This is a genomic window from Klebsiella grimontii (assembly GCF_900200035.1).
Taxonomy (GTDB): Bacteria; Pseudomonadota; Gammaproteobacteria; order Enterobacterales; family Enterobacteriaceae; genus Klebsiella; species Klebsiella grimontii.
On sequence record NZ_FZTC01000053.1, the window covers coordinates 40438 to 65636 of the forward strand.

Genomic DNA, 25199 nt, shown 5'->3' on the forward strand with positions numbered 1-25199 from the left:
TGTCTCCCGGCGGTACGCCGGGAAACGCCCCCCCCTCTCTCCTGAGTCATGGGGAGAGGGTTTGGGTGAGGGAAAAGCCTCACCCCAGCCCTCTCAGGTAAAAACATTAATTGAAGGTTAATTCTATGAAAGCATTACATTTTGGCGCAGGTAATATCGGTCGTGGCTTTATCGGCAAACTGCTGGCGGACGCGGGGATACAGCTGACGTTTGCGGATGTAAATCAGGTCGTGCTTGATGCCCTGAATGCCCGTCATAGCTATCAGGTTCACGTGGTCGGCGAGAACGAGCAGGTCGATACCGTTTCCGGCGTTGACGCCGTCAGCAGCATCGGCGACGAAGTTGTAGAGCTGATTGCCAGCGTGGATCTGGTGACCACCGCCGTCGGCCCGGTCGTGCTGGAGCGCATCGCCCCGGCGATTGCCAAAGGCCTGGCTAAACGCAAGGCGCAGGGCGTTACGGCCCCGCTGAATATCATCGCCTGCGAGAATATGGTTCGCGGCACCAGCCAGCTTAAGGGCCACGTTTTTAACGCCCTGGCCGAAGAGGATAAAGCCTGGGTTGAAACCAACGTCGGCTTCGTTGATTCCGCCGTTGACCGCATCGTTCCGCCGTCCGCTTCCGCCACTCACGATCCGCTGGAAGTCACCGTGGAAACCTTCAGCGAGTGGATTGTCGACAAGACCCAGTTCAAAGGCGAGCTGCCGGACATCCCGGGTATGGAATTAACCGATAACCTGATGGCATTTGTCGAACGTAAGCTATTCACCTTAAACACCGGACATGCTATAACCGCCTACCTCGGAAAACTGGCGGGTCACCAGACGATTCGCGACGCGATTCTTGATGAGAATATTCGCGCCGTGGTCAAAGGGGCGATGGAAGAGAGCGGCGCGGTGCTGATCAAACGCTATGCCTTTGATGCGCAAAAGCACGCTGCATACATCCAGAAAATTATTGGTCGTTTTGAGAACCCGTATCTGAAAGATGACGTTGAGCGCGTTGGCCGCCAGCCGCTGCGCAAACTGAGCGCGGGGGATCGCTTAATTAAGCCGCTGCTCGGTACGCTGGAATATGGCCTGCCGCACCGGAATCTGGTGAAAGGGATCGCCGCGGCGATGCATTTCCGCAGCGAAGAGGACCCGCAGGCGCAGGAACTGGCGGCGCTGATTGCCGAGAAAGGCCCGCAGGCGGCGCTGGCGCAGATTTCGGGTCTGGACGCGGCAAGCGAAGTGGTGGCGGAGGCCGTTAACGACTACAGCGCCACCAAATGAGGCAAGACCTGGCGCGGTCCGAACCGCGCCCATTACTCATGTCAGATATGCAGGCAATAATGGAAGAAACACAGGCATTTGAAAACCGTGTGCTTGAACGTCTGAATGCTGGCAAAACCGTAAGAAGCTTCCTGATCGCCACCGTTGAACTGCTGACGGAAGCGGTCAATATTCTGGTGCTTCAGGTATTCCGTAAAGACGACTACGCGGTGAAATACGCAGTGGAGCCGTTGCTGGACGGCGACGGGCCGCTTGGCGACCTTTCTGTACGCCTGAAGCTGATTTACGGCCTTGGGGTGATTAGCCGCGCCGAATATGAAGACGCTGAACTGCTGATGGCCCTGCGCGAAGAGCTGAACCACGACGGTAATGAGTACAGCTTTACCGACGATGAGATCCTTGGGCCGTTTGGCGAACTGCACTGCGTGGCCGCTCTGCCGCCAACGCCGCTATTTGATGAGAGCGATGCGGACCTGCTGGCAATGCAAAAGCTGCGCTACCAGCAGGTCGTACGTTCAACGATGATGCTATCTCTGACCGAGCTGATTTCTAAAATCAGCTTAAAAAAAGCCTTTCAAAAATCAACGCTCTGATTCTGGCTCTTGCTGGTCGCACGTCGGCCGATAAAGCTGACGATAATACTCAAGACGCCGCAGAAATAGCGCTTCCTTATCAGCCGGAATATCCGGCGGTATATGCTGCAAACGCGGAGATTTTTTCAGATATTCCATAAAAGCCTGACTTGAAGCCATAAAATCTACGGCCTTGTCAATAATACGCGGTACGCCGTCGCCGATTTTCGCCATCACGCTCTCCTCTGCTCGGGAATGATCTTATTAAGGATTAGCCAAAAACAGGGTTTCAGATGAGGAAAACGTGCTTAATGACCGACAGGCTTCACAGAAATGAATATTCGCCAACTCTGGCTTAAAATGATTTTTATGTTCAACAAGTTATAATATGCCGCTACGGCTGTTATGACCAAAAAACGGCGACGTTTTGATAAATAACTACCCACAACCCAAGCGACAGCACATACTATAGTCTGATAATGCCCCTTTCTTAATAGATTAAGCCATCATGAAAGAAGTCGAAAAAAACGAAATTAAACGTCTGAGCGATCGCCTTGACGCCATCCGCCACCAGCAGGCCGATCTCTCCCTGGTTGAAGCCGCAGAAAAATACGCCGAACTGGAAAAAGAGAAAACCACCATTGAAGCAGAAATCATCCGCCTGCGTGAGGTTCAGGGCCAGAAGCTGAGCAAAGAAGCGCAAAAGCTGATGGACATGCCGCATCGCCGCGCCATCACCAAAAAAGAGCAGGCCGATATGGGCAAGCTCAAGAAAAGCGTGCGCGGTCTGGTTGTTGTTCACCCGATGACCGCGCTGGGCCGCGAAATGGGCCTCAAAGAGATGACCGGCTTCGCCAAAACCGCTTTCTAATCCTGTCGTCCCCGGGGGCGGCTGACGCCTTACCGGGGCTACGGGTTCACCGCCGCCTGCGGGCCGGTAGCCCGGACAGATGCGCCAGCATCGCCTCCGGGACAGGCTCTGTTTCAAACGCCATATTCCCGCTAATTGGCCCTACCAATTATTTCTTAAATCGCCCAATGGTTCACATATCCATCATTTTTCGTCACAGACATATTGCTCATCAATAACATTTGATTAACCATTCGTTGTCGTTAATCCTACAATCGCAATTTGGCTGGGCCAATTTTACAAATGATGTGACCTGCTAAGAGCGTAAGACTCAGCACGCCATCATGACGGCCCGATGGAGACCTGCATGAACCTCTGGCAACAAAATTACGATCCGGCCGGCAATATCTGGCTATCGAGTCTTATCGCATCGCTACCGATTCTGTTTTTCTTCTTTGCCCTGATTAAGCTCAAGCTGAAAGGGTACGTCGCCGCGACCTGGACCGTGGTCATTGCGCTCTCCGTCGCCCTGCTGTTCTACAAAATGCCGGTCGACCACGCGCTGGCCTCCGTCGTCTACGGCTTCTTCTACGGCCTGTGGCCAATCGCGTGGATTATTATCGCCGCGGTCTTCGTCTATAAAATCTCGGTGAAAACCGGGCAGTTCGACATTATCCGCTCATCGATTTTGTCGATTACCCCGGACCAGCGTCTGCAAATGCTGATCGTCGGTTTCTCCTTCGGCGCGTTCCTCGAAGGGGCTGCGGGTTTTGGCGCGCCGGTCGCCATTACCGCGGCGCTGCTGGTGGGTCTCGGCTTTAACCCGCTGTATGCGGCGGGTCTGTGCCTGATCGTCAACACCGCGCCGGTCGCGTTTGGCGCGATGGGCATTCCCATTCTGGTCGCCGGACAGGTGACGGGCCTCGACAGCTTCGAAATCGGCCAGATGGTTGGCCGCCAGCTGCCGTTCCTGACCATCATCGTGCTGTTCTGGATCATGGCAATTATGGACGGCTGGCGCGGCATTAAAGAGACCTGGCCCGCGGTCATGGTCGCCGGCGGCTCCTTTGCGATTGCTCAGTATCTCAGCTCAAACTTCCTCGGCCCGGAGCTGCCGGACATTATCTCTTCACTGGTATCGCTGGTCTGCCTGACGCTGTTCCTCAAACGCTGGCAGCCGGTTCGCATCTTCCGCTTCGGCGATATGGGCGCATCGCAGGTCGATATGAACCTGGCGCGCACCCGCTACACGCCGGGACAGGTGATTCGCGCCTGGTCGCCGTTCCTGTTTCTGACCGCAACCGTGACCCTGTGGAGCGTGCCGCCGTTCAAAGCGCTGTTCGCCCCGGGCGGCGCGATGTACGATTTTGTGATTAATATTTCCGTGCCGTTCCTCGACAAAATGGTGGCCCGCATGCCGCCGGTGGTCAACGAAGCGACGCCTTACGCCGCGGTCTATAAGTTTGACTGGCTCTCCGCCACCGGCACCGCCATCCTGTTCGCCGCGCTGCTTTCCATCGTCTGGCTGCGCATGAAGCCGAAGGACGCGATCTCAACCTTCGGCAGCACGCTGAAAGAACTGGCGCTGCCGATTTACTCCATCGGCATGGTGCTGGCGTTCGCCTTTATTTCTAACTATTCCGGTCTCTCCTCAACGCTGGCCCTTGCGCTGGCGCATACCGGGCACGCGTTTACCTTCTTCTCGCCGTTCCTCGGCTGGCTGGGGGTATTCCTGACCGGTTCGGATACCTCGTCGAACGCGCTGTTTGCCGCGCTGCAGGCGACGGCGGCCCAGCAGATTGGCGTCTCCGATATCCTGCTGGTCGCCGCCAACACCACCGGCGGCGTGACCGGGAAAATGATCTCCCCGCAGTCTATCGCCATCGCCTGTGCGGCGGTCGGTCTGGTGGGGAAAGAGTCGGACCTGTTCCGCTTTACCGTGAAACATAGTCTGATTTTCACCTGCATGGTCGGCGTGATCACTACCCTGCAGGCCTACGTCTTAACCTGGATGATCCCGTGATAGTGATGCCAAAACGCCTTGCCGACGATGTAGCCCGTCGCGTGCGGGCGCTGATTGAAGAACAAAAGCTGGAGGCGGGCATGCGATTGCCCGCCGAACGTCAGCTGGCGGCGCAGCTGGGCGTATCGCGCAATTCGCTGCGCGAAGCGCTGGCGATGTTAGTCAACGAAGGCGTGCTGCTCAGCCGTCGCGGCGGCGGCACCTTCGTGCGCTGGCAGCATGAAGCGTGGTCGGAGCAAAACATCGTCCAGCCGCTGAAGACGCTGCTCTCCGACGACCCCGATTACAGTTTTGATATCCTTGAAGCCCGTCACGCCATTGAAGCCAGTACCGCCTGGCATGCGGCGATGCGGGCAACCGATGCTGAAAAAGAGAAAATCCGCCTCTGCTTTGAAGCCACTCAAAGCGAAGACCCTGACCTGGCTTCGCAGGCCGACGTCCGCTTCCACCTGGCGATTGCCGAAGCCTCGCACAACGTAGTGCTGCTGCAAACCATGCGCGGTTTTTTCGACCTCTTACAGTCCTCAGTCAAGGAGAGCCGCCAGCGGATGTATCTCGTCCCGCCGGTATTCGCTCGCCTGACCGAACAGCACCAGGCGGTCATGGAGGCGATTATCGCCGGTGACCCGGAAGGCGCCAGACAGGCGATGATGGCCCATTTGGCCTTCGTTCACGCCACGATCAAACGTTTTGATGAAGACCAGGCCCGCCAGGCGCGAATTACCCGCCTGCCCGGTGACCATAACGAAAATACCAGGGAGAACTTGTGATGATTATTTCCGCCGCCAGCGACTACCGCGCCGCCGCACAGCGTATCCTGCCACCGTTCCTGTTCCACTATATCGACGGCGGCGCTTACGCCGAGCACACCCTGCGTCGCAACGTTGAAGACCTCTCCGACGTCGCGCTCCGCCAGCGTATTCTGCGCAATATGTCAGACCTGAGCCTGGAAACCACCTTATTCAACGAGAAGCTGGCGATGCCGACGGCGCTGGCGCCGGTTGGGCTGTGCGGAATGTACGCGCGCCGCGGTGAAGTGCAGGCGGCAGGCGCGGCGGATGAGAAAGGCATTCCATTCACCCTCTCTACCGTTTCCGTCTGCCCGATTGAAGAGGTCGCCCCGACCATTAAGCGCCCGATGTGGTTCCAGCTGTACGTCCTGCGCGACCGCGGTTTTATGCGCAATGCGCTGGAGCGGGCGAAGGCGGCGGGCTGTTCAACGCTGGTCTTTACCGTCGATATGCCGACCCCCGGCGCGCGCTATCGCGACGCTCACTCCGGGATGAGCGGCCCGAATGCGGCAATGCGCCGCTACTGGCAGGCGGTGACCCATCCGCAGTGGGCATGGGACGTCGGATTAAACGGCCGTCCGCACGATTTGGGCAATATCTCCGCCTACCTCGGCAAACCGACCGGCCTGGAAGATTACATCGGCTGGCTGGCGAATAACTTCGACCCATCGATTTCCTGGAAAGACCTTGAGTGGATCCGCGATTTCTGGGATGGCCCGATGGTGATCAAGGGGATCCTCGATCCGGAGGACGCCCGCGACGCGGTACGCTTCGGCGCAGACGGGATCGTGGTTTCCAACCACGGCGGCCGCCAGCTTGATGGCGTGCTCTCTTCCGCCCGCGCCCTGCCCGCGATTGCCGATGCGGTTAAAGGCGACATTACCATCCTCGCCGATAGCGGCATCCGCAACGGTCTCGATGTCGTACGTATGATCGCCCTCGGCGCCGACAGCGTGCTGCTGGGCCGCGCTTATCTGTATGCGCTCGCCACCCACGGCAAGCAGGGGGTCGCCAATCTGCTGAACCTGATCGAGAAAGAGATGAAGGTGGCGATGACGCTGACCGGCGCGAAAACCATCGGCGAAATCAGCCGTGAATCTTTAGTCCAGAACGCCGATGCGCTACGGACCTTTGATACGATCGCAGCAGGAAACCCGGCAGTGACCCCTCTTCCCCAGGGAGAGGGAACCGTCCGGCAGGCGGGGTGAGGGTTGACCAAATATCTGCTATTCTGCCCCCCGCAATTAAGGGGGCAGTATGCTGAACATCGTCTTATTCGAACCAGAAATCCCGCCAAATACCGGGAATATCATCCGCCTGTGCGCTAACACCGGCTTCAATCTGCATATTATCGAACCCATGGGTTTTGCCTGGGACGACAAGCGTCTTCGCCGCGCCGGGCTGGATTACCATGAGTTCGCCGCCGTCCAGCGCCATCGTGATTACGCCGCTTTTATTGAAAGCGCAAAGCCGCAGCGTCTGTTCGCCCTGACCACCAAAGGTACCCCGGCGCATAGCGCGGTGAGCTATCAGGATGGCGATTTTCTGCTGTTTGGCCCGGAAACCCGCGGCCTGCCAGCCTGCATTCTCGATGCCCTGCCGCCAGAGCAAAAAATTCGTATTCCAATGATGCCGGACAGCCGCAGCATGAACCTGTCGAACGCGGTGTCGGTGGTGGTGTATGAAGCCTGGCGCCAGCTGGGATATCCCGGCGCGGTACTGCGCAGCTAGCCTGCGCTCTTCCCGGATGGCGGCGCGTAGCGCCTTATCCGGGCTAAATGCTAGCTTTCTCCCGGAGGCGGCGCGTAGCGCCTGTCCGGGCTACCAGACAGCGCTCGGTTTTGTAGCCCGGATAGATGCGCAGCATCGCCTCCGGGAAATCAATCAGATACCGTCGCCGTACTCGAAGGTATGGTGTATGCCGTTAAAGTGCTGATCCATATCCATCGCGGGCTTATCGCTCTCCGGCTTACCCACGATGCGGGCGGGAACGCCTGCGGCGGTGGTATGCGGCGGCACCGGCTGTAACACCACCGAACCCGCGCCGATTTTAGCCCCGCGTCCGACTTCGATATTGCCGAGGATCTTCGCCCCGGCGCCAATCATCACGCCTTCGCGAATTTTCGGATGACGATCGCCGCTGGTTTTACCGGTACCGCCAAGGGTCACGGATTGCAGAATCGACACATCGTCTTCAATCACCGCCGTTTCGCCGACCACAATGCCGGTGGCGTGGTCCAGCATGATCCCGCGACCAATCTTCGCCGCCGGGTGGATATCCACCTGGAACGATACGGACACTTGATTCTGCAGGAAGATTGCCAGCGCCCGACGCCCCTGATTCCACAGCCAGTGGCCGATACGATAGGCCTGCAGCGCGTGGAACCCTTTCAGATAGAGCAGCGGCGTCGAATATTTGTCCACCGCCGGGTCGCGGGTACGCACCGCCTGAATATCGCAGGCGGCGGAGGCGATCATTTCCGGGTCGGCGGCGTAGGCCTCTTCCACCACTTCACGAATCGCGATGGCGGGCATGATCGGAGAGGCGAGCTTGTTAGCCAGCATATAGCTCAGGGCGCTGCCGAGATTTTCGTGCTTGAGTAGCGTGGCGTGGTAAAAACTGGCGAGCATTGGCTCACAGTCAGCTAAAGCCCGAGCTTCAGCTTTAATATTATTCCAGACGATATCCAGTTCTTCACACGGCATTGCTGACTCCAGACGATATAATAATGACCGGCCAGTTCTTTGCTGGCCGGGTCATTCAGGTGATCCAGGTTCCATCGCAGTTAGTTGCTACGCTCGTCCTTGCGTGCACGACCTAATAAGGTCAATGCTGCCTCGCGCGCAATTTTTCCGCAATACAATACCTGATAAATTTCCTCGGTTATTGGCATTTCGACGCCTAAACGCTGCGCGAGAACGCGAACCTCTTTGGTATTGCGGTAGCCTTCAACCACCTGGCCAATCTTCTCCTGCGCGCTTTGCACGTCCATGCCCTGACCGAGCATCATGCCGAAGCGGCGGTTACGCGACTGGTTATCGGTGCAGGTCAGTACCAGATCGCCTAAGCCCGCCATCCCCATAAAGGTCTCCGGATCGGCACCCAGCGCCTCCCCGAGGCGGGACATCTCAACCAGCCCGCGGGTAATCAGCGCGGTACGCGCGTTGGCGCCAAAGCCGATGCCGTCAGACATGCCAGCGCCGATAGCGATGACGTTTTTCACCGCGCCGCCGAGCTGCACGCCGATAAAGTCCGGGTTGATATAGACGCGGAAGCTCTTGCCGCAGTGCAGCAGGCTTTGCAAATCGTCAGCGAACTGCGGGTCCGTAGACGCCAGCGAGATCGCGGTCGGCAGGCCTGCCGCCAGCTCTTTGGCGAAGGTTGGGCCGGAAATCACCGCCAGCGGAATAGCCTCGCCCAGCGCTTCACGCGCCACGTCCTGCAGCAGGCGTCCGGTTTCGGCTTCCAGACCTTTTGTCGCCCATACCAGACGCGCGTCGGGGCGCATCAGCGGCTTAATCTGGCGCAGAACCTGCCCGAAGACGTGACTGGGCACCACCACGAGAATATCGCGGCTGGCGGCAAGCGCCGTTGCCAGGTCGCTCTCAAGGTGCAGCGTATCCGGGAATGGAACATCGGGAAGGAACGCAGCGTTGCAGCGATCGTTCTGCAGCGTCGCGATATGTTTCGGGTCATGGCCCCAGAGGACAACCTCGTGGCCATTTCTTGCCAGGGTGATGGCAAGAGCGGTGCCGTAAGAGCCGGCACCGATCACAGTCATTGCAGCGTTAAGCGCGTTCATCAGGCATCCTGATGTTGTTCAGCACCTTCGCCAGCCTGCTGCTGCAGATAGTTCATAAACAGCGCATCGAAGTTCACTGGCGCAAGGTTCAGTTGCGGGAAGGTACCGCGAGAAACCAGGCTGGTGATGCACTCACGCGCGTACGGGAACAGAATGTTCGGGCAGTATGCGCCGAGGCAGTGCGCCATCTGGGTACCGTCGATGCCTTCGATGGAGAAAATACCGCCCTGCTGAACTTCACACAGGAATGCGGTTTCTTCGCCCAGCGAGGCGGTTACGGTTACGCGCAGCACCACTTCATACACGCCTTCAGCCAGCTGGCTGGAAGCCGTATCCAGATCAAGTTTAACTTCCGGCTGCCAATCTTTCTGGAAAACTTGCGGCGCGTTCGGCGCTTCAAAAGAGATATCTTTGGTGTAGATGCGCTGAATCTGGAAAGTCATTTCGGTGCTGTTTTGTTCTGACATAGTAAAACCCTTTCGTGTTGTCCTTAAGTACGCCCGTCCAATGGGGATGAGCGCAAAAATTAGCGCAGGAGGGGATCGAGTCCACCACGTGAATCAAGCGCATACAAGTCGTCACAGCCGCCAATGTGCTGCGCATCAATAAAAATCTGCGGAACCGTCGCCCGACCGCTGCGCTGAATCATCTCTTCACGCTTCGCAGCATCGCCATCGATAGGCAACTCGTTGAACGTCACGCCCTTGCTGTTCAGCAGCGCTTTTGCACGTACGCAGAACGGGCAGGTCGCTTTGGTATAGATATCAATATTGGCCATGACTTCACTCCTGTTTTTACCCCCGAGAGTTTCACGCCGCAGTCGCTGTTTTCCCGCTGGCGAATAGCCGCCGCAGGGGAAACCGCGCTACGCCATAAAGACGCGGGTAAATTATTTACCGCGTACCAGCGGAAGGTTCTCGCCGCTCCAGCCAGCGATGCCCTCTTTCAGTACGAAGACCTTTTCAAAGCCGGCTTTGTTCAGCGCGCTGGCGGGTTCTTGCGCCTGCATACCTGAGCCGTCTACTACTATAATGGGTTGTGCTTTGTGCTTTTCCAACTCGCCGACGTTATTTGCTTTGATATCGCTCGGCAGCAGGTTAATAGAACCCGCAATGTGGCCTTTACGGAAATCGTCACGCTGACGCAGGTCGACAACCACGGCATCTTCTTTGTTGATCAGGCGCGTCGCTTCACCACGGGTAATGACTTTAACTTTCGACATCAGCCCTTTAAAGGTGGTGAACAGCACTGCCACCAGCAGCGCGACCCACGCGATGCTCAGGACGGGGTGACGGCTGATGAATTGCATAATTTCTTGCATGGGGGGTTACAACTCCCGACTAAGTGATAAAAAAACCAGGGAAGGAGTATACCTGTGCATTGCGGCAAATACAGCCAGTGAGCGCGATGTAATGTATTTTCTGCGGCCCGTCACGAAAAAAAACCGCTCTCGCCGCAGCGATGCGCTCTGGCCGCCCTCTTTCTTTGATCTTTTACGGTGATTTGATCGATTCAGCTGTAGTAAAATTACGCAAATTTTCTGTCTTTGAGCATGAGGTTGTCGCAATGTCGGTTTCTAAAAAACCTATGGTACTGGTGATTCTGGATGGCTATGGCTACCGTGAAGACCAGCAGGATAACGCTATTTATAGCGCCAAAACCCCTGTTATGGACGCACTGTGGGCGAAACGTCCGCACACTCTGATCGATGCTTCAGGCCTGGAAGTCGGTCTGCCGGATCGTCAAATGGGCAACTCTGAAGTGGGCCACGTCAACCTCGGCGCGGGCCGCATCGTGTACCAGGATCTGACCCGCCTGGACGTTGAAATCAAAGAACGCACCTTCTTCGCCAACCCGGTACTGACCGGCGCGGTCGATAAAGCCGTCGCCGCGGGCAAAGCCGTGCATATCATGGGCCTGATGTCGCCGGGCGGCGTCCACAGCCACGAAGACCACATCATGGCGATGGTTGAACTGGCAGCCGAGCGCGGCGCGGATAAAATTTATCTGCACGCCTTCCTTGACGGCCGCGATACCCCGCCGCGCAGCGCTGAAAAAACGCTGGCGAAATTCGAAGACAAATTTGCCGCGCTGGGGAAAGGCCGCGTCGCCTCGATCATTGGCCGCTACTACGCCATGGACCGCGACAACCGTTGGGATCGCGTTGAGCAGGCTTACGATCTGATGACCCTGGCAAAAGGCGAGTTCCAGGCCGATACCGCCGTTGCGGGCCTGCAGGCCGCTTATGCGCGCGATGAGAACGATGAGTTTGTGAAAGCGACCGTTATTCGCGCCGCAGGCCAGGCCGATGCGGCGATGGAAGACGGCGATGCGCTGATTTTCATGAACTTCCGCGCCGACCGCGCCCGCGAAATTACCCGCGCCTTCGTTAACGCCGATTTCGACGGCTTCGCCCGTAAGAAAGTGGTGAATCTCGATTTCATCATGCTGACCGAATACGCCGCCGACATTAAAGTCGCCTGTGCTTATCCGCCGGCGTCTCTGACCAATACTTTCGGCGAATGGATGGCGAAGAACGACAAAACCCAGCTGCGCATCTCCGAAACCGAAAAATACGCTCACGTCACCTTCTTCTTCAACGGCGGCGTTGAAGAGCCGTTCAAAGGCGAAGAGCGCATTCTGATCAACTCGCCGAAGGTCGCGACCTACGATCTGCAGCCGGAAATGAGCTCCGCCGAGCTGACCGAAAAACTGGTTGCCGCCATCAAGGGCGGTCAGTTCGACACCATTATCTGTAACTACCCGAACGGCGATATGGTTGGTCATACCGGGGTGATGGAAGCCGCCGTTAAAGCGGTGGAAGCGCTGGATCACTGCATCGACCAGGTTAGCAAAGCCGTTGAATCCGTTGGCGGACAGCTGCTGATCACCGCAGACCACGGCAACGCCGAGCAGATGCGCGACCCGGCCACCGGTCAGGCACACACCGCGCACACCAACCTGCCGGTTCCGCTGATTTACGTTGGCGATAAAAACGTCAAAGCGGTTAACGGCGGCAAACTTTCCGACATCGCGCCGACCATGCTGACGCTGATGGGAATGGAAATCCCGCAAGAGATGACTGGCAAGCCGCTGTTCATCGTGGAATAATCCTTCCCCATGAGGGGAAAGGCGACTTATTCAACTACATGGATCGCAACGGCAGTTCGATCCGTCCTTTACGCCAGCGCGCTTAGCGCTGGCGTATTGCTGTGCGCCGCATCTGCTCACGCCGACGACCGCGACCAGCTTAAATCCATTCAGGCCGATATCGCCGCTAAACAGAGGGCGATTAAGCAGCAGCAGCAGCAGCGCGCTTCCCTGGTCGCTCAGCTTAAAGCGCAGGAGGAGGCCATCTCCGCCGCCGCGCGCAAGCTGCGTGAAACCCAGGAAACACTGAATCAGCTAAATAAGCAGATCGATGAAATGAACGCCGCCCTTGCGAAGCTGGAGCGTCAGCGCGCCTCGCAGGAGCGTAATCTTTCCGCGCAGCTCGATGCCGCGTTTCGTCAGGGGCCGCATACCGGCATCCAGATGATCCTTAGCGGCGAAGAGGGGCAGCGTAACCAGCGCATGCAGGCCTACTTCGGCTATCTGAACCAGGCGCGCCAGGAAACCATTGCCGAGCTTAAGAAGACCCGCGAAGACGTAGCGGTGCAAAAAAGCATGCTGGAAGAGAAACAGAGCCAGCAGCAAACCCTGGTTTACGAACAGCGCGCCCAGCAGAGCAAGCTGGAGCAGGCGCGCAACGAGCGTAAAAAGACCCTCGCCAGCCTGGAATCCTCCATTCAGCAAGGTCAGCAGCAGCTCAGCGAAATGCGGGCTAACGAATCGCGCCTGCGCGGTCGTATCGCCCAGGCGGCGGCGGCGGCCAAAGCGCGGGCGGATCGCGAAGCCCGCGAAGCGCAGGATGTGCGCGATCGCCAGCAGGAAGCCTCGCGTAAAGGCACCACCTACAAACCTACCGAAAGCGAACGCTCGCTGATGTCCCGCACCGGCGGGCTTGGCTCACCGCGCGGCCAGGCATTCTGGCCGGTTCGCGGCTCAATTCTCCATCGTTATGGCGAACAGCTGCAGGGTGAGCTACGTTGGAAGGGGATGGTTATCGCTGCGTCTGAAGGCACCGAGGTCAAAGCCGTTGCCGATGGTCGGGTTATTCTCGCCGACTGGCTGCAGGGCTATGGCCTGGTGGTGGTCGTTGAACACGGCAAAGGCGACATGAGTCTTTACGGCTATAACCAAAGCGCGCTGGTCAGCGTCGGCACTCAGGTCCGGGCGGGCCAGCCGATCGCTCTCGTAGGCAGCAGCGGCGGTCAGGGCCGTCCGTCGCTCTATTTCGAAATTCGCCGCCAGGGTCAGGCGGTCAATCCACAGCCGTGGTTGGGAAGATAAGTTTTGCTTCAATTTCGCAGAATCGCACTCGCCATAACCGGTACGCTGGTTATGGCGTCGCCGGTATTTGCCGGCAAACTCTCCATTGTTATCGACGACTTTGGCTATCGTCCACAAACGGAAAATCAGGTGCTGGCGCTGCCGGCGACGATCTCCGTTGCCGTACTCCCTAATGCGCCCCACGCCCGCGAAATGGCGACCAAAGCGCATAATCTCGGCCACGAGGTGCTCATCCACCTGCCGATGGCGCCGCTCAGCAAACAGCCGCTGGAAAAAGATACCCTCCGTCCGGATATGAACAGCAGCGAGATAGAGCGCATCATCCGCGAAGCCTACGGCAAGGTCCCGTACGCCGTGGGGCTGAATAACCATATGGGCAGCGCGATGACGTCGAACCTCTTCGGCATGCAGAAGGTGATGCAGGCGCTCGAGCGCTACAATCTCTACTTCCTCGATAGCGTCACCATCGGCAATACCCAGGCCATGCGCGCGGCGCAGGGCACCGGCGTGAAGGTGATTAAGCGTAAGGTTTTCCTCGACGATACCCAAAACGAAGCGGATATCCGCTATCAGTTCAACCGCGCTATCGCTTTGGCGCGGCGCAACGGTTCCGCCATTGCTATCGGCCACCCGCACCCGACGACGGTGCGCGTGCTGCAGCAGATGGTGTATAACCTGCCGCCGGATATCACTCTGGTGCGTCCGAGCAGCCTGCTCAACGAGCCGCAGGTGGATACCTCCACGCCGAATGCCGCGCCGCCGGTTAAGCCGCCGCGCAATCCATTCCGGGGCGTGAAGCAGTGCAAATCTAAGCGTCCGCCGGAGCCAGTCAACGCCAGCCGCTTCTTTACCATTCTGAGCGAAAGCATCGCCCAGAGTACGCTGCTGCAGTATTACCAGCTGAAGTGGCAGGGCTGGGATCAGCCCACCAACTAAATCGTCCGGGAATCCGTGTGCTTATCCGCCGCGGATTCCGCCTTGTCCTGATGGGCATACCAGGCTTTAAAGTATTTAAGAAAGCTGTAAAAGGTCGCGTAAAGCCCGGTGACCACGCCGACCTTGCCCTTTCGCCACGCTCCGCTAAACAGATACCACTTAAAGAAAGCGCCAATCGCGCTGATCGCTCCGCGTGCAAGAGACGGCCTGATCTTCTGATATTTAACCAGCCGCGTGGTGTAGCTATTGAGCTTATTAAACACTTCATGCAGGGAGTAGAAGGTGTCGTGGCGCACGAATCCCGGTAGCCTGGCCGAGTGCGTAAAACCGACAACCTGATCGTCTACCGGACGCTCGTTGAACCGGGCGACAGAACGGTTATACAAACGAACCGGGAAATCTGGCGAGGATACCGGATAAATAGTTCGCACCTCTTCACCCAGCACGAACCAGTGGCGCGGCAGACGCCATGCGCAGGTTGGATCGGGCTCATCCCCCGCCTTCAGCGCCAGAATAGCCGCCGCCACCTCGTCATCAAGGATCTCATCGCTGTCCATACACAGCACCCAGTCGTGGCTGGCGAGGGAGGTCGCGTAGTTCATCTGCGTGCCGTGAGTGGTATAAGCATGATAGTGAACGGTGAGACCGAACTGTTGGCAAATCTGCAGCGTGGCGTCCGTGCTGCCTGAGTCGATGACGATAAATTCATCGGCCACCTTAAGCAAAGGTGGTAATACCTCCCGTAATAAGCGGGATGAATTACAGGTCAATAAGCATACAGAAAGTTTAATCATAATCTTTGTAGGGTTAAACCATGGTTAAACTGACTGTATAAACGAATAGGCGAGAAAGCGATTTAGAAAAAGTGCGGAGTGGATTAAGTATTACAAAAATGTAGGACAACTCTCAAAAAAGCGCCCGCAGGCGCTTTTTTAAAATGCAAACTAGCGGGAATTAATCCCAGCTGAGAATGACTTTGCCAGACTGACCGGAACGCATCGCGTCAAAGCCCTGCTGGAAATCATCGATACCAAAGCGGTGAGTGATGATCGGCGACAGATCGAGACCGGACTGGATGAGCGCGGCCATCTTGTACCAGGTTTCGAACATTTCGCGACCATAAATCCCTTTGATAAACAGCCCCTTGAAAATCACCTTGGTCCAGTCGATAGACATATCCGACGGCGGAATCCCCAGCATGGCGATGCGCCCGCCGTGGTTCATGGTATCGAGCATGGTGCGAAACGCCGGCGGCGCGCCGGACATCTCCAGACCCACGTCGAAACCTTCGGTCATGCCCAGTTCGGCCATCACATCGTTAAGGTTCTCTTTAGAAACGTTTACCGCCCGGGTGACGCCCATTTTGCGCGCCAGCTCCAGACGATATTCATTAACGTCGGTAATCACGACGTTGCGCGCGCCAACGTGTTTCGCTACCGCGGCGGCCATCACGCCGATCGGGCCAGCGCCGGAAACCAGCACGTCCTCGCCGACGAGATCGAATGAAAGCGCGGTATGCACGGCGTTGCCAAACGGGTCGAAAATCGACGCCAGATCGTCGGAGATATTGTCCGGAATTTTAAAAGCGTTAAACGCCGGGATCACCAGATATTCGGCAAAGCAGCCCGGACGGTTGACGCCGACGCCCGTGGTATTGCGGCACAGGTGCGTACGCCCGGCGCGGCAGTTACGGCAGTGGCCGCAGGTGATATGCCCTTCGCCGGAAACGCGATCGCCAAGCTTAAAGCCGCGAACCTCCTGACCGATGCCCACCACTTCGCCGACGTATTCATGGCCCACCACCATCGGCACCGGAATGGTCTTTTGCGACCACTCATCCCAGTTGTAGATGTGCACGTCGGTACCGCAAATCGCGGTCTTGCGAATTTTAATCAGCAAATCGTTATGGCCGACTTCCGGTTCCGGCACGTCGGTCATCCAGATGCCTTCTTCCGCCTTCAGTTTGGATAACGCTTTCATCTCACACCCTCAGGCAATGACGCCCAGTTGTTTACCGATGCGGGTAAAGGCTTCCACCGCACGTTCAATTTGTTCAGGGGTATGCGCCGCAGACATCTGGGTACGAATACGCGCCTGGCCTTTAGGTACCACCGGATAGAAGAATCCAGTGACGTAAATCCCTTCTTTTTGCAGCTCGCGCGCAAATTCCTGCGCCACGGTGGCCTCACCGAGCATCACCGGGATAATGGCGTGATCGGCGCCCGCGAGGATAAACCCTGCCGCGGTCATTTTTTCACGGAACAGACGGGCGTTAGACCACAGGCGATCGCGCAGTTCGCTGCCCGCTTCCACCATTTCCAGCACTTTGATGGAAGCCGCGACGATAGCCGGCGCCAGCGAGTTGGAGAACAGATACGGACGCGAGCGCTGGCGCAGCCACTCGACAACTTCTTTACGCGCGGCGGTATAGCCGCCTGACGCGCCGCCCAGCGCTTTACCCAACGTACCGGTGATAATATCGACGCGGCCCATCACGTCGCAGTACTCATGGGAACCGCGGCCGTTTTCACCCACAAAACCCACGGCGTGAGAATCATCAACCATCACCAGCGCGTCGTATTTGTCCGCCAGATCGCAAACGCCCTTCAGGTTGGCGATCACCCCGTCCATTGAGAACACGCCGTCGGTGGCGATCAGCACGTGACGCGCGCCGGCGTCGCGCGCCTCTTTCAGACGGGCTTCCAGCTCCACCATATCGTTGTTGGCGTAGCGGAAGCGCTTCGCTTTACACAGGCGCACGCCGTCGATGATCGACGCGTGGTTCAGGGCATCGGAGATAATCGCATCTTCCGCGCCGAGCAGGGTTTCAAACAGGCCGCCGTTAGCATCAAAGCAGGAGGAGTAGAGAATCGCATCTTCCATACCGAGAAAATCGGCCAGCTTCTTCTCAAGCGCTTTATGGCTGTCCTGGGTCCCGCAGATAAAACGCACGGAGGCCATACCGAAGCCGTGGCTATCCATGCCGCTTTTCGCGGCGGCAATCAGTTCCGGGTGGTTCGCGAGGCCGAGATAGTTATTGGCGCAGAAGTTAATCACCTGGCTTCCGCCGACGGTGATATCCGCCTGCTGCGCCGAAGTAATAATCCGTTCTTCTTTAAACAACCCTTCCGCGCGCGCGGTATCCAGGTCATTGGTTAACTGTTTGTAGAAATCACCACGCATTGCAACTCTCCAGATTCGGCAAAATTTGGCACATATTACCTAAAGCTATACGCTGATACGAGATGATGCATTACTGCATGAATTATTTGCAGCATAAATCACGAGTCCCTCTCCACCTTATCGGCGAATGGCTGAAGCCTTTTCGATGTAGTGATATGATAGGAGTATTCATGTCCGGATTGTCTCTGGACTACCCACTTCAAAGGTTACAGTTATGATCATCGTTACCGGCGGCGCAGGCTTTATCGGCAGCAATATCGTTAAAGCGCTGAATGACCAGGGCATTACCGACATTCTGGTCGTAGATAATCTGAAAGACGGCACCAAATTCATCAATCTGGTGGATTTGAACATTGCCGACTACATGGATAAAGAAGACTTTCTGATCCAGATTATGGCGGGCGAAGAGTTCGGCGATATCGACGCTATTTTCCATGAAGGCGCCTGCTCTTCCACCACGGAGTGGGACGGCAAGTACATGATGGATAACAACTATCAGTACTCTAAAGAGGTGCTTCACTACTGCCTGGAGCGTGAAATTCCGTTCCTGTACGCCTCTTCCGCGGCGACCTACGGCGGCCGCACCAGCGACTTTATTGAATCCCGCGAATACGAACAGCCGCTCAACGTTTACGGCTACTCCAAGTTTCTGTTTGATGAATACGTCCGTCAGATCCTGCCGGAAGCGAACTCGCAGATCGTCGGCTTCCGCTATTTCAACGTCTACGGGCCGCGCGAAGGCCATAAAGGCAGCATGGCCAGCGTCGCTTTCCATCTGAATACTCAGCTGAATAATGGCGAAAGTCCGAAATTGTTTGAAGGCAGCGATGGCTTCAAGCGCGACTTCGTCTACGTCGGCGACGTCGCGGCGGTGAACCTGTGGTTCTGGGAAAACGGCGTTTCCGGCATCTTCAACCTCGGCACCGGCCGCGCGGAGTCTTTCCAGGCCGTCGCAGACGCAACGCTGGCTTACCACAAGAAAGGCAGCATCGAGTACATTCCGTTCCCGGATAAGCTGAAAGGCCGCTATCAGGCGTTTACCCAGGCGGATCTGACAAACCTGCGCGCAGCGGGCTACGATAAACCGTTTAAGACCGTTGCCGAAGGCGTAACGGAATATATGGCCTGGCTGAACCGCGACGCGTAAGAAGCAAGCATGAAAATACTGGTGATTGGCCCGTCTTGGGTGGGCGACATGATGATGTCGCAAAGTCTTTATCGTACGCTCAGGGCGCGCTATCCCCAGGCGATCATCGACGTGATGGCGCCCGCATGGTGCCGTCCGCTGCTCTCGCGCATGCCGGAAGTCAACGAAGCAATCCCGATGCCGCTCGGTCACGGCGCGCTGGAAATCGGCGAACGGCGTAAGCTTGGGCACAGCCTGCGCGAGCGTCGCTACGACCGCGCTTACGTTCTGCCTAACTCGTTTAAATCGGCCCTCGTGCCGTTCTTTGCGGGAATACCGCATCGCACCGGCTGGCTCGGCGAGATGCGCTACGGCCTGCTGAACGATGCCCGCAAGCTGGATAAAGACGCCTGGCCGCTGATGGTCGAACGCTACGTCGGTCTGGCCTACGACAAAGGCGTGATGCGCTGCGCGAAAGATCTGCCGCAGCCGCTGCTCTGGCCACAGCTGCAGGTGCATGAAGGCGAAAAATCGCAGGCCTGTAGCGCGTTTAATCTCTCAACCGAGCGCCCGATCATCGGCTTCTGCCCCGGCGCTGAGTTCGGCCCGGCAAAACGCTGGCCGCACTATCACTACGCCGAGCTGGCGAAACAGCTGATCGACGAAGGCTTTCAGATCGTGCTGTTTGGCTCCGCGAAAGACCACGAAGCGGGCAATGAAATCCTCGCCGCGCTTAATACCGAACAGCAGGCATGGTGCCGCAATCTGGCCGGGGAAACCCAGCTTGAGCAGGCCGTTATTCTGATCGCCGCCTGTAAAGCGGTGGTCAGCAACGATTCCGGCCTGATGCACGTCGCCGCCGCGCTGGACCGTCCGCTGGTGGCGCTCTACGGGCCCAGCAGCCCGGACTTTACTCCCCCGCTGTCGCATAAAGCGCGCGTGATCCGCCTGATCAGCGGCTACCACAAAGTGCGTAAAGGCGATGCCGCCGAAGGCTATCATCAGAGTTTGATCGACATTACGCCGCAGCGCGTACTGGAAGAATTAAACGACCTGTTGCTGGAAAAAACGGAACAAGAGGAAGACTAGCGGATGCGGGTACTGATCGTAAAAACCTCGTCCATGGGCGACGTGCTGCACACGCTGCCCGCGCTGAGCGACGCCGCGCTGGCCTTTCCCGGCATTCGTTTCGATTGGGTGGTTGAGGAAGGCTTCGCGCAGATCCCCTCCTGGCATGAGACCGTTGACCGGGTCATCCCGGTGGCGATTCGTCGCTGGCGCAAGGCGTGGTTTTCCGCGCCGATCAAAACCGAGCGCAAGGCTTTCCGCGACGCCGTACGGGCGGAAAAGTACGACGCGATCATCGATGCCCAGGGGCTGGTGAAGAGCGCCGCGCTGGTCACCCGGCTGGCCCGCGGCGTGAAGCACGGTATGGACTGGCAAACCGCCCGCGAGCCGCTGGCATGCCTGTTTTACAACCGTCGCCACCATATTGCTAAACAGCAGCACGCCGTTGAGCGCACCCGCGAACTGTTCGCGAAAAGCCTCGGCTACGCGAAGCCGGAAACCCAGGGCGACTACGCGATCGCCCGTCATTTTTTGCGCCAGGCTGATCCGTCCGCCGCGGCGTATCTGGTGTTCCTCCACGCCACGACGCGCGATGATAAGCACTGGCCGGAAGAGAACTGGCGGGCGCTTATCGCCCTGCTTGCCGACAGCGGCGTACGCATCAAACTGCCGTGGGGCGCGCCCCATGAAGAAGCGCGGGCCAGGCGCCTGGCGGAGGGGCACGATTTTGTCGACGTCCTGCCGCGGATGAGCCTGGAGCAGGTAGCTGAGGTACTGGCAGGCGCGCGCGGGGTGGTTTCCGTCGACACCGGCCTGAGCCATCTCACCGCCGCGCTCGATAAACCGAACTTCACGCTGTACGGCCCGACCGATCCGGGGCTAATTGGCGGCTACGGTAAAAATCAGTACGTGGTGCGCCCGGAAAGCGGCAGCAGCACGGGGGATATTCCCGCCTCCCGGATTCTGCAACTGTTGAAATCTCAGGAACTGGCTTAATGGGTTCATTATTTAAGCAGATCTATCGCTACACGCATCGACGCGCCTTTCGCCATAACGAAAATCTCTGGCCGTTTACCCACATCACGCGTGCGGCGAGCGGTGAAATCCGCACCCTGAAATACAAAGGGAAAACGGTGCCGCTGGTTAATCTCAGCGAACTGAAGGATAGTGCCGAGGGCGAGGTGCTGCTGACCGCCACCGGTCCCTCGACGCGCCGCATTGATTTTACGCGGCTGCCGAAAAGCGTTCCGGTGATGGGGGTGAATGGCGCCTGGCATCTCTCTGATAAAATTAAATTTTCGCTCTATACCATTGTCGATATGGAGTTTTACGATAAAAAGCCGGACGTGATTCGTTCGGTGATTAGCCAACCCGATCTCGTGCTCTTCACCACCATGCACGGTATCGCCAAAATCCTCGACCGTCACGGCGCGGAACTGCGCTGTCGTTTGGCATTAATTGAAGACGCCTGTTATAAAATTTATCAGCCCAAAGTCGCCAAAAGCGCGATACCGCAGGTCTGGAAAGGCGTTGCGGCGTTACGCTTTCACCCGCAGCGGCAGGATATTTGCTTTAGCACCGATATCCGCCAGGGAATTTTCGACGCCGGAACCGTGGTCTACTGGGCCCTGCAAATTCTGATGTGGCTGGGATTTAAAACCATTCTGATAAGTGGTCTGGATATGAGTAATTTCAACCAGCCGCGCTTCTACGAAACGGAACAGGATAAACTCCCCTCCTGGCTGGCAAATAAGGTGGATGACCTGGTCATGCCGTCCTTTTCGCACGCTGCCAACGTGCTGCAACAAAACCATATTCGGGTCGTTAACTTCTCTTTAGAAAGCGCGGTTCCGGAAACGATTTTCGCAAAGGTTTCTTTTGATGAGTACTTTAAAAATAAGTAGTTACGCCAGACAGGGCTACACCGTTTTCTTCACTTTATTTCTGTTTTTTAGCGCCGTTTTTTGCGTATCAACCCGGACAAACAACCTTCTTCATTTATCTATTTTGCTGTTTTTGCTTTCACTGCTTAACCACGATAACCGTCAGGCGCTAGCGGAAAGCATCCGCCAGCGGTGGCTGGTTTATATCCTGCTGGTGGTATTCTGCGTTTACTATGCCCTGAGCAACATTTGGGGGCAGACGCCGCAGCATATCGACTCGCCGCTGACGCACGGCGCCTATTTATTTTTTTATCTCCTGCTGCTAACTACCCTGCTGGGCGACCCCCGAACCCGACATCTGGCGCTGCTGAGCGTCGTTGCCGGGATCACGGTGCTCTCCATCTGGACGATGGCGATCGATTTCACCCTGGTCCTCAAAGAGCGCCTGGTATCACCGGGTAATCCCGGCCCGACTAACGTTATCGACCTCGCGGGTTATTGCGGTATCGGTATCCTTATTTGCGCCATGCTGCTGAAGGAGAAAGGCAGCCATCTCCTGTATGTGCCGATGGCGATCATGCTGGTGATGCTGTTTCTGACTCAAAGCCGCGGCCCGATTATCGCCCTGCTGGCGGCGTTTGTTTGCACCCTGCACCTGCACGTCTTTACCCGGCGTAATGTTCTGATTGTCGCCGCGCTAGCGTTGGTTCTGGGCGCGCTTTTCTTCTTCACGCCAACGGGAGACCTGCTGCTGGCGCGCTTTGAAGAGCTGGGCACCCAAAGCGGTTTGCGCCTCAGTATCTGGCGCCATACGCTCCAGGAAGTGGCCAGCCAGCCGTGGCTGGGTCGTGGCTTTGACTACGAGCTCAACTTTACCAACTACAGCGGCGAGCATATCACCACCACCCACAGCGTCTATCTTGGCGCACTGCTGAAAGGCGGCATAATCGGCCTGGCGCTGCTGCTGGCGGTGAATGCCGGAGGGTTATGGCAGGCATGGCGTAACCAGCAGGATGGCCGCTACGGGCTGGCGATTTTTATCTATGCGCTGATTTTTATGGCTTCGCAGGGCATGTTTATCATCAGCAACCCTCGCGAAAGCTGGCCGCTGTTTTGGCTACCGCTGGGCATTGCGCTCAGCGGAGGCCTGAAGGCGAAACGCTAAGAGAAGGAGAAGGGCCCGCAGCGGGCCCTTTTTTATGCCTGCTGGCGAGCGGCGATCAGGGCATCCGCCTGGGCTTTGATCACCGGCCAGACCGCGTCAATGGTCATGTCGGCGACGTTAGTCTCTTCGCAGACAATTTGTCTGGCCTTGTCATAACCCGGAGCCCAGATGGTATAGCCCGGCAATCCGGTGTCTTTGAGTTTACGTTTGTTGTAAACCGCCACCATGGGCTTGTCGAACGCGCGAGCAATATGCACGATGGCGGTATCCGCCGTAATCACCAGATCGCAGTGGCGAACAATCTCAACCGCTGAATTAATATTGCTATCAGGCAGATGCAGCGCCGTTTCCAGATTAAGCTGACGAATTTTCTCGCTATGCCCGACCATCACGACGCTGATTTTATAAGGGAGCGTATATAAGCGCTCAATCAGGGCAGAAACCTGATGACGGCAAAAGTCTTTATCCGTTGAGGCGGTAAACGGGTTGATGGCAATGCAGAGCTCGCTACCCTGTTGCTGAGCCAGCAGTGTTTTAACTCTTTCCCGCTCAAAAGCATCGCCGGGCAGATGATAGTGGTAATGAGGGTGTTCTATGCCAAATAGCCTGGCGACGGCTTTATAGCGGGCGGAAATATGGCTGCTGCTATCCAGAAAAGGGATGGAGTGATCGTAAAGTTTATATTCTTGTTTATTAAAACCGATAACGCAGCCAGGCTGCAAATCAGCCAGCAGTTTAAAACGCTCGTAGGTTTTAACATCGTCAAAATCAACGACCGCGTCAAATCCTGCCGCGCGCAACGCATTTAACGGCATCCGCGGCTGATATAAATAGACCTGCTCAAGAAAATCCGCGCCGGCAAGCATCTGCTTACAAACCGGCCCGGTCAGCACAGAAACCTTATAGCCCCGGTCGGCTAAAAGCTTTGCGCAGCCGGTTGTCACGACCATATCCCCAACTTTGTCATCCAGGCGCAATAATAAAACATGCTGAATCTTCGCGGGATTAAAGGGCTGGCGCGCGCTTTTATTTCTGTAACGATAGTTAATTAAATTAAACTTAATTTCGCGGAAGAAGGCATTTTTCTTCCGCGTAAACTGCTTCACGATACGCATACGGTACCTGGTTGTGATCTTTTATCGCTGTGTGCGTTTCTGTTGGTAATACTCCGCCAACGTCATTCCCTTCACCTGTGGCGCCAGCCAGCTGAAAAAAGACTCCAGATCGGCATATAAACGCTCGATATCCTGCTCGTTTTTAAACGTTGGACTGCCGCCGGGCATGTACTCAGAAGAGTGGAGCATATATTCGACGTAGTCATTGCCCTGAGTCAACGTTTGTTCCACCACTTTTTTCATCGTCTCGACGTTGCCGCCCATCGGACGCAGCCAGTGAACGGACGGCGAGCGCACTTTACCGCGCAGGCGATCGTAACCCTGCTTCAGGCTATTCATCCACGCGGGATGCTTGTACTGAATGCTCATCGGCACTTCCAGCAGCGATGATTGCCCTTCACGGCGGATATCGTTCTCGTCGAGGAAATAGGCGTGCTGCGGGAAATGACGGTAATCGGTGCCGCCGTCGCCCTGCGGCGCGCCTTTCGCCGTTTTCCAGTTCACCCGCGGCGTAACCGAACAATCCACCAGATAGCCATACTCCATCAGCAGACGCGCGTAGCGCTCGTCAAAGGCCCAGCGTCCTGCGCGATGGCTGACCATTTTGGTCTGGAAGGTCTCCTCCAGCAGACGGGTCATATAGTCGACTTTCGCCCGCATCGCCGCATCGCTGTACTCAATCAAGTACGGTTTATGCCGCCAGTCGTCATCGGTGAGCGGATCGGTCGGCGGACTGTTCCAGGCGTGCAGATGCATACCGATTTCCGCGGTTCCCCGGGCGATCGCATCCTTAGCGAATTCGATATAAACCGGGTCGATGGCCATTTCATAGTTGGTCAACCAGACCGGTTTGAAACCGTACTTTTCGCAAAGCTGCTGAAAACGCGGTAAATAACGCGCATTCTCGGTGGTGATGCTGTCATGTTTTTGCCAGAGGTTATCGCCCTCTGTGTCAATCGTGATGAGAAATGCGGGTTTGTGCACGAAAACGTCCTCAGGCCATACGTATCGGGTCATG

General features: G+C 56.9%; 26 protein-coding genes. 15 read left to right on the forward strand and 11 right to left on the reverse strand.

The annotated features are described in order from the left end of the window. Nucleotides 1–125 precede the first annotated feature (125 nt). Nucleotides 126–1274 carry a mannitol-1-phosphate 5-dehydrogenase gene (gene mtlD, locus KOSB73_RS29730; protein WP_049086982.1) on the forward strand — a complete coding sequence of 383 codons (1149 nt, stop codon included), beginning with the start codon at nt 126–128 and terminating at the stop codon, nt 1272–1274. Next, entirely contained in the window at nt 1271–1867 is a 597-nt protein-coding gene (gene mtlR, locus KOSB73_RS29735) for a mannitol operon repressor MtlR (RefSeq protein ID WP_004137764.1), read from the forward strand. Before mtlD ends, mtlR begins: the two co-directional genes overlap by 4 nt. Here the strand turns inward: mtlR and KOSB73_RS29740 are convergent. After that, the gene (locus KOSB73_RS29740) at nt 1856–2080 is read right to left on the reverse strand and encodes a hypothetical protein (RefSeq protein WP_004126554.1); all 225 of its coding nucleotides are present in this window, start codon (nt 2078–2080) and stop codon (nt 1856–1858) included. The two genes, mtlR and KOSB73_RS29740, sit on opposite strands and share 12 nt — an antisense overlap. Before the next feature lie 274 nt (nt 2081–2354). On the opposite strand from KOSB73_RS29740, the gene KOSB73_RS29745 reads away from it, so the two are divergent. The 5 genes from KOSB73_RS29745 (at nt 2355) to trmL (ending at nt 7241) form a co-directional block, all read left to right on the forward strand. Next, nucleotides 2355–2717 (forward strand): YibL family ribosome-associated protein, encoded by a 363-nt coding sequence (locus KOSB73_RS29745; RefSeq protein WP_004137762.1) that lies wholly within the window; start codon nt 2355–2357, stop codon nt 2715–2717. A 346-nt stretch (nt 2718–3063) separates the two neighbouring features. After that, complete coding sequence (gene lldP, locus KOSB73_RS29750; RefSeq protein WP_024359730.1) at nt 3064–4719, forward strand: L-lactate permease; 1656 nt, start codon at nt 3064–3066, stop codon at nt 4717–4719. Then, nucleotides 4716–5489 carry a transcriptional regulator LldR gene (gene lldR, locus KOSB73_RS29755; RefSeq protein ID WP_004137755.1) on the forward strand — a complete coding sequence of 258 codons (774 nt, stop codon included), beginning with the start codon at nt 4716–4718 and terminating at the stop codon, nt 5487–5489. Before lldP ends, lldR begins: the two co-directional genes overlap by 4 nt. Further along, a complete protein-coding gene (gene lldD, locus KOSB73_RS29760; RefSeq protein WP_024359729.1) occupies nt 5489–6718 on the forward strand; it encodes an FMN-dependent L-lactate dehydrogenase LldD in 1230 nt (409 codons plus the stop codon). The genes lldR and lldD overlap by 1 nt, the downstream gene beginning before the upstream one ends. Nucleotides 6719–6767: 49 nt before the next feature. Beyond that, nucleotides 6768–7241 (forward strand): tRNA (uridine(34)/cytosine(34)/5-carboxymethylaminomethyluridine(34)-2'-O)-methyltransferase TrmL, encoded by a 474-nt coding sequence (gene trmL, locus KOSB73_RS29765; protein ID WP_004137752.1) that lies wholly within the window; start codon nt 6768–6770, stop codon nt 7239–7241. A 153-nt stretch (nt 7242–7394) separates the two neighbouring features. Here the strand turns inward: trmL and cysE are convergent, their stop codons facing one another. The 5 genes from cysE to KOSB73_RS29790 form a co-directional block, all read right to left on the reverse strand. Continuing rightward, complete coding sequence (gene cysE / locus KOSB73_RS29770; protein ID WP_004106845.1) at nt 7395–8216, reverse strand: serine O-acetyltransferase; 822 nt, start codon at nt 8214–8216, stop codon at nt 7395–7397. A gap of 80 nt (nt 8217–8296) precedes the next feature. Next, entirely contained in the window at nt 8297–9313 is a 1017-nt protein-coding gene (gpsA, locus tag KOSB73_RS29775; RefSeq protein ID WP_024359728.1) for an NAD(P)H-dependent glycerol-3-phosphate dehydrogenase, read from the reverse strand. After that, complete coding sequence (secB, locus tag KOSB73_RS29780) at nt 9313–9780, reverse strand: protein-export chaperone SecB (protein ID WP_004106849.1); 468 nt, start codon at nt 9778–9780, stop codon at nt 9313–9315. The genes gpsA and secB overlap by 1 nt, the downstream gene beginning before the upstream one ends. A 59-nt stretch (nt 9781–9839) precedes the next feature. After that, complete coding sequence (grxC, locus tag KOSB73_RS29785; protein ID WP_098141420.1) at nt 9840–10091, reverse strand: glutaredoxin 3; 252 nt, start codon at nt 10089–10091, stop codon at nt 9840–9842. Between the two features lie 111 nt (nt 10092–10202). Then, on the reverse strand, nt 10203–10634 hold the full coding sequence (locus tag KOSB73_RS29790; protein ID WP_004126582.1) for a rhodanese-like domain-containing protein: 432 nt from the start codon (nt 10632–10634) through the stop codon (nt 10203–10205). Nucleotides 10635–10879: 245 nt separating this feature from the next. On the opposite strand from KOSB73_RS29790, the gene gpmM reads away from it, so the two are divergent. The 3 genes from gpmM to KOSB73_RS29805 are packed head-to-tail and all read left to right on the forward strand — an operon-like array spanning nt 10880 to nt 14641. Continuing rightward, entirely contained in the window at nt 10880–12424 is a 1545-nt protein-coding gene (gene gpmM / locus KOSB73_RS29795; protein WP_024359727.1) for a 2,3-bisphosphoglycerate-independent phosphoglycerate mutase, read from the forward strand. Nucleotides 12425–12433: 9 nt separating this feature from the next. After that, nucleotides 12434–13705, forward strand: a complete 1272-nt coding sequence (gene envC / locus KOSB73_RS29800) for a murein hydrolase activator EnvC (RefSeq protein WP_049086978.1) — start codon at nt 12434–12436, stop codon at nt 13703–13705. 3 nt (nt 13706–13708) lie between these two features. Next, nucleotides 13709–14641 carry a divergent polysaccharide deacetylase family protein gene (locus tag KOSB73_RS29805; RefSeq protein ID WP_049130770.1) on the forward strand — a complete coding sequence of 311 codons (933 nt, stop codon included), beginning with the start codon at nt 13709–13711 and terminating at the stop codon, nt 14639–14641. Here KOSB73_RS29805 and KOSB73_RS29810 read toward each other — a convergent pair. The 3 genes from KOSB73_RS29810 to kbl form a co-directional block, all read right to left on the reverse strand. Further along, nucleotides 14638–15435: a glycosyltransferase family 2 protein gene (locus tag KOSB73_RS29810; RefSeq protein ID WP_098141422.1), complete on the reverse strand. Its 798-nt coding sequence runs from the start codon at nt 15433–15435 to the stop codon at nt 14638–14640. The two genes, KOSB73_RS29805 and KOSB73_RS29810, sit on opposite strands and share 4 nt — an antisense overlap. A gap of 160 nt (nt 15436–15595) precedes the next feature. Continuing rightward, nucleotides 15596–16621, reverse strand: coding sequence for an L-threonine 3-dehydrogenase (gene tdh, locus KOSB73_RS29815; RefSeq protein WP_004126597.1), 1026 nt, complete (start codon nt 16619–16621; stop codon nt 15596–15598). A gap of 9 nt (nt 16622–16630) precedes the next feature. Then, nucleotides 16631–17824, reverse strand: coding sequence for a glycine C-acetyltransferase (kbl, locus tag KOSB73_RS29820; protein WP_024359723.1), 1194 nt, complete (start codon nt 17822–17824; stop codon nt 16631–16633). Nucleotides 17825–18038: 214 nt separating this feature from the next. Between kbl and rfaD the strand changes: the two genes are divergently transcribed. The 5 genes from rfaD to KOSB73_RS29845 are packed head-to-tail and all read left to right on the forward strand — an operon-like array spanning nt 18039 to nt 23066. Further along, nucleotides 18039–18971 carry an ADP-glyceromanno-heptose 6-epimerase gene (gene rfaD, locus KOSB73_RS29825; RefSeq protein WP_024359722.1) on the forward strand — a complete coding sequence of 311 codons (933 nt, stop codon included), beginning with the start codon at nt 18039–18041 and terminating at the stop codon, nt 18969–18971. 9 nt (nt 18972–18980) lie between these two features. Beyond that, the gene (gene rfaF / locus KOSB73_RS29830; RefSeq protein WP_004137738.1) at nt 18981–20039 is read left to right on the forward strand and encodes an ADP-heptose--LPS heptosyltransferase RfaF; all 1059 of its coding nucleotides are present in this window, start codon (nt 18981–18983) and stop codon (nt 20037–20039) included. Between the two features lie 3 nt (nt 20040–20042). After that, nucleotides 20043–21014 (forward strand): lipopolysaccharide heptosyltransferase RfaC, encoded by a 972-nt coding sequence (gene rfaC, locus KOSB73_RS29835; RefSeq protein ID WP_098141424.1) that lies wholly within the window; start codon nt 20043–20045, stop codon nt 21012–21014. Continuing rightward, the gene (locus KOSB73_RS29840) at nt 21014–21922 is read left to right on the forward strand and encodes a hypothetical protein (RefSeq protein WP_004137736.1); all 909 of its coding nucleotides are present in this window, start codon (nt 21014–21016) and stop codon (nt 21920–21922) included. Before rfaC ends, KOSB73_RS29840 begins: the two co-directional genes overlap by 1 nt. Continuing rightward, on the forward strand, nt 21900–23066 hold the full coding sequence (locus tag KOSB73_RS29845) for an O-antigen ligase family protein (protein ID WP_098141426.1): 1167 nt from the start codon (nt 21900–21902) through the stop codon (nt 23064–23066). The genes KOSB73_RS29840 and KOSB73_RS29845 overlap by 23 nt, the downstream gene beginning before the upstream one ends. A gap of 32 nt (nt 23067–23098) precedes the next feature. On the opposite strand, the gene KOSB73_RS29850 is transcribed toward KOSB73_RS29845, so the two are convergent. Further along, complete coding sequence (locus KOSB73_RS29850) at nt 23099–24181, reverse strand: glycosyltransferase family 9 protein (protein WP_004137734.1); 1083 nt, start codon at nt 24179–24181, stop codon at nt 23099–23101. Nucleotides 24182–24202: 21 nt separating this feature from the next. Beyond that, nucleotides 24203–25165 (reverse strand): polysaccharide deacetylase family protein, encoded by a 963-nt coding sequence (locus KOSB73_RS29855; protein ID WP_004137733.1) that lies wholly within the window; start codon nt 25163–25165, stop codon nt 24203–24205. Nucleotides 25166–25199: the final 34 nt, after the last annotated feature.

What these genes read in the sequence shown, in the direction of transcription:
- mtlD (WP_049086982.1), top strand. Translation starts at nt 126, where the DNA reads ATGAAAGCATTACATTTTGGCGCAGGTAATATCGGTCGTGGCTTTATC.
- mtlR (WP_004137764.1), top strand. Translation starts at nt 1,271, where the DNA reads ATGAGGCAAGACCTGGCGCGGTCCGAACCGCGCCCATTACTCATGTCA.
- KOSB73_RS29740 (WP_004126554.1), bottom strand. Translation starts at nt 2,080, where the DNA reads ATGGCGAAAATCGGCGACGGCGTACCGCGTATTATTGACAAGGCCGTA.
- KOSB73_RS29745 (WP_004137762.1), top strand. Translation starts at nt 2,355, where the DNA reads ATGAAAGAAGTCGAAAAAAACGAAATTAAACGTCTGAGCGATCGCCTT.
- lldP (WP_024359730.1), top strand. Translation starts at nt 3,064, where the DNA reads ATGAACCTCTGGCAACAAAATTACGATCCGGCCGGCAATATCTGGCTA.
- lldD (WP_024359729.1), top strand. Translation starts at nt 5,489, where the DNA reads ATGATTATTTCCGCCGCCAGCGACTACCGCGCCGCCGCACAGCGTATC.
- trmL (WP_004137752.1), top strand. Translation starts at nt 6,768, where the DNA reads ATGCTGAACATCGTCTTATTCGAACCAGAAATCCCGCCAAATACCGGG.
- cysE (WP_004106845.1), bottom strand. Translation starts at nt 8,216, where the DNA reads ATGCCGTGTGAAGAACTGGATATCGTCTGGAATAATATTAAAGCTGAA.
- gpsA (WP_024359728.1), bottom strand. Translation starts at nt 9,313, where the DNA reads ATGAACGCGCTTAACGCTGCAATGACTGTGATCGGTGCCGGCTCTTAC.
- secB (WP_004106849.1), bottom strand. Translation starts at nt 9,780, where the DNA reads ATGTCAGAACAAAACAGCACCGAAATGACTTTCCAGATTCAGCGCATC.
- grxC (WP_098141420.1), bottom strand. Translation starts at nt 10,091, where the DNA reads ATGGCCAATATTGATATCTATACCAAAGCGACCTGCCCGTTCTGCGTA.
- KOSB73_RS29790 (WP_004126582.1), bottom strand. Translation starts at nt 10,634, where the DNA reads ATGCAAGAAATTATGCAATTCATCAGCCGTCACCCCGTCCTGAGCATC.
- gpmM (WP_024359727.1), top strand. Translation starts at nt 10,880, where the DNA reads ATGTCGGTTTCTAAAAAACCTATGGTACTGGTGATTCTGGATGGCTAT.
- envC (WP_049086978.1), top strand. Translation starts at nt 12,434, where the DNA reads ATGAGGGGAAAGGCGACTTATTCAACTACATGGATCGCAACGGCAGTT.
- KOSB73_RS29810 (WP_098141422.1), bottom strand. Translation starts at nt 15,435, where the DNA reads ATGATTAAACTTTCTGTATGCTTATTGACCTGTAATTCATCCCGCTTA.
- tdh (WP_004126597.1), bottom strand. Translation starts at nt 16,621, where the DNA reads ATGAAAGCGTTATCCAAACTGAAGGCGGAAGAAGGCATCTGGATGACC.
- kbl (WP_024359723.1), bottom strand. Translation starts at nt 17,824, where the DNA reads ATGCGTGGTGATTTCTACAAACAGTTAACCAATGACCTGGATACCGCG.
- rfaD (WP_024359722.1), top strand. Translation starts at nt 18,039, where the DNA reads ATGATCATCGTTACCGGCGGCGCAGGCTTTATCGGCAGCAATATCGTT.
- rfaF (WP_004137738.1), top strand. Translation starts at nt 18,981, where the DNA reads ATGAAAATACTGGTGATTGGCCCGTCTTGGGTGGGCGACATGATGATG.
- rfaC (WP_098141424.1), top strand. Translation starts at nt 20,043, where the DNA reads ATGCGGGTACTGATCGTAAAAACCTCGTCCATGGGCGACGTGCTGCAC.
- KOSB73_RS29840 (WP_004137736.1), top strand. Translation starts at nt 21,014, where the DNA reads ATGGGTTCATTATTTAAGCAGATCTATCGCTACACGCATCGACGCGCC.
- KOSB73_RS29845 (WP_098141426.1), top strand. Translation starts at nt 21,900, where the DNA reads ATGAGTACTTTAAAAATAAGTAGTTACGCCAGACAGGGCTACACCGTT.
- KOSB73_RS29850 (WP_004137734.1), bottom strand. Translation starts at nt 24,181, where the DNA reads ATGCGTATCGTGAAGCAGTTTACGCGGAAGAAAAATGCCTTCTTCCGC.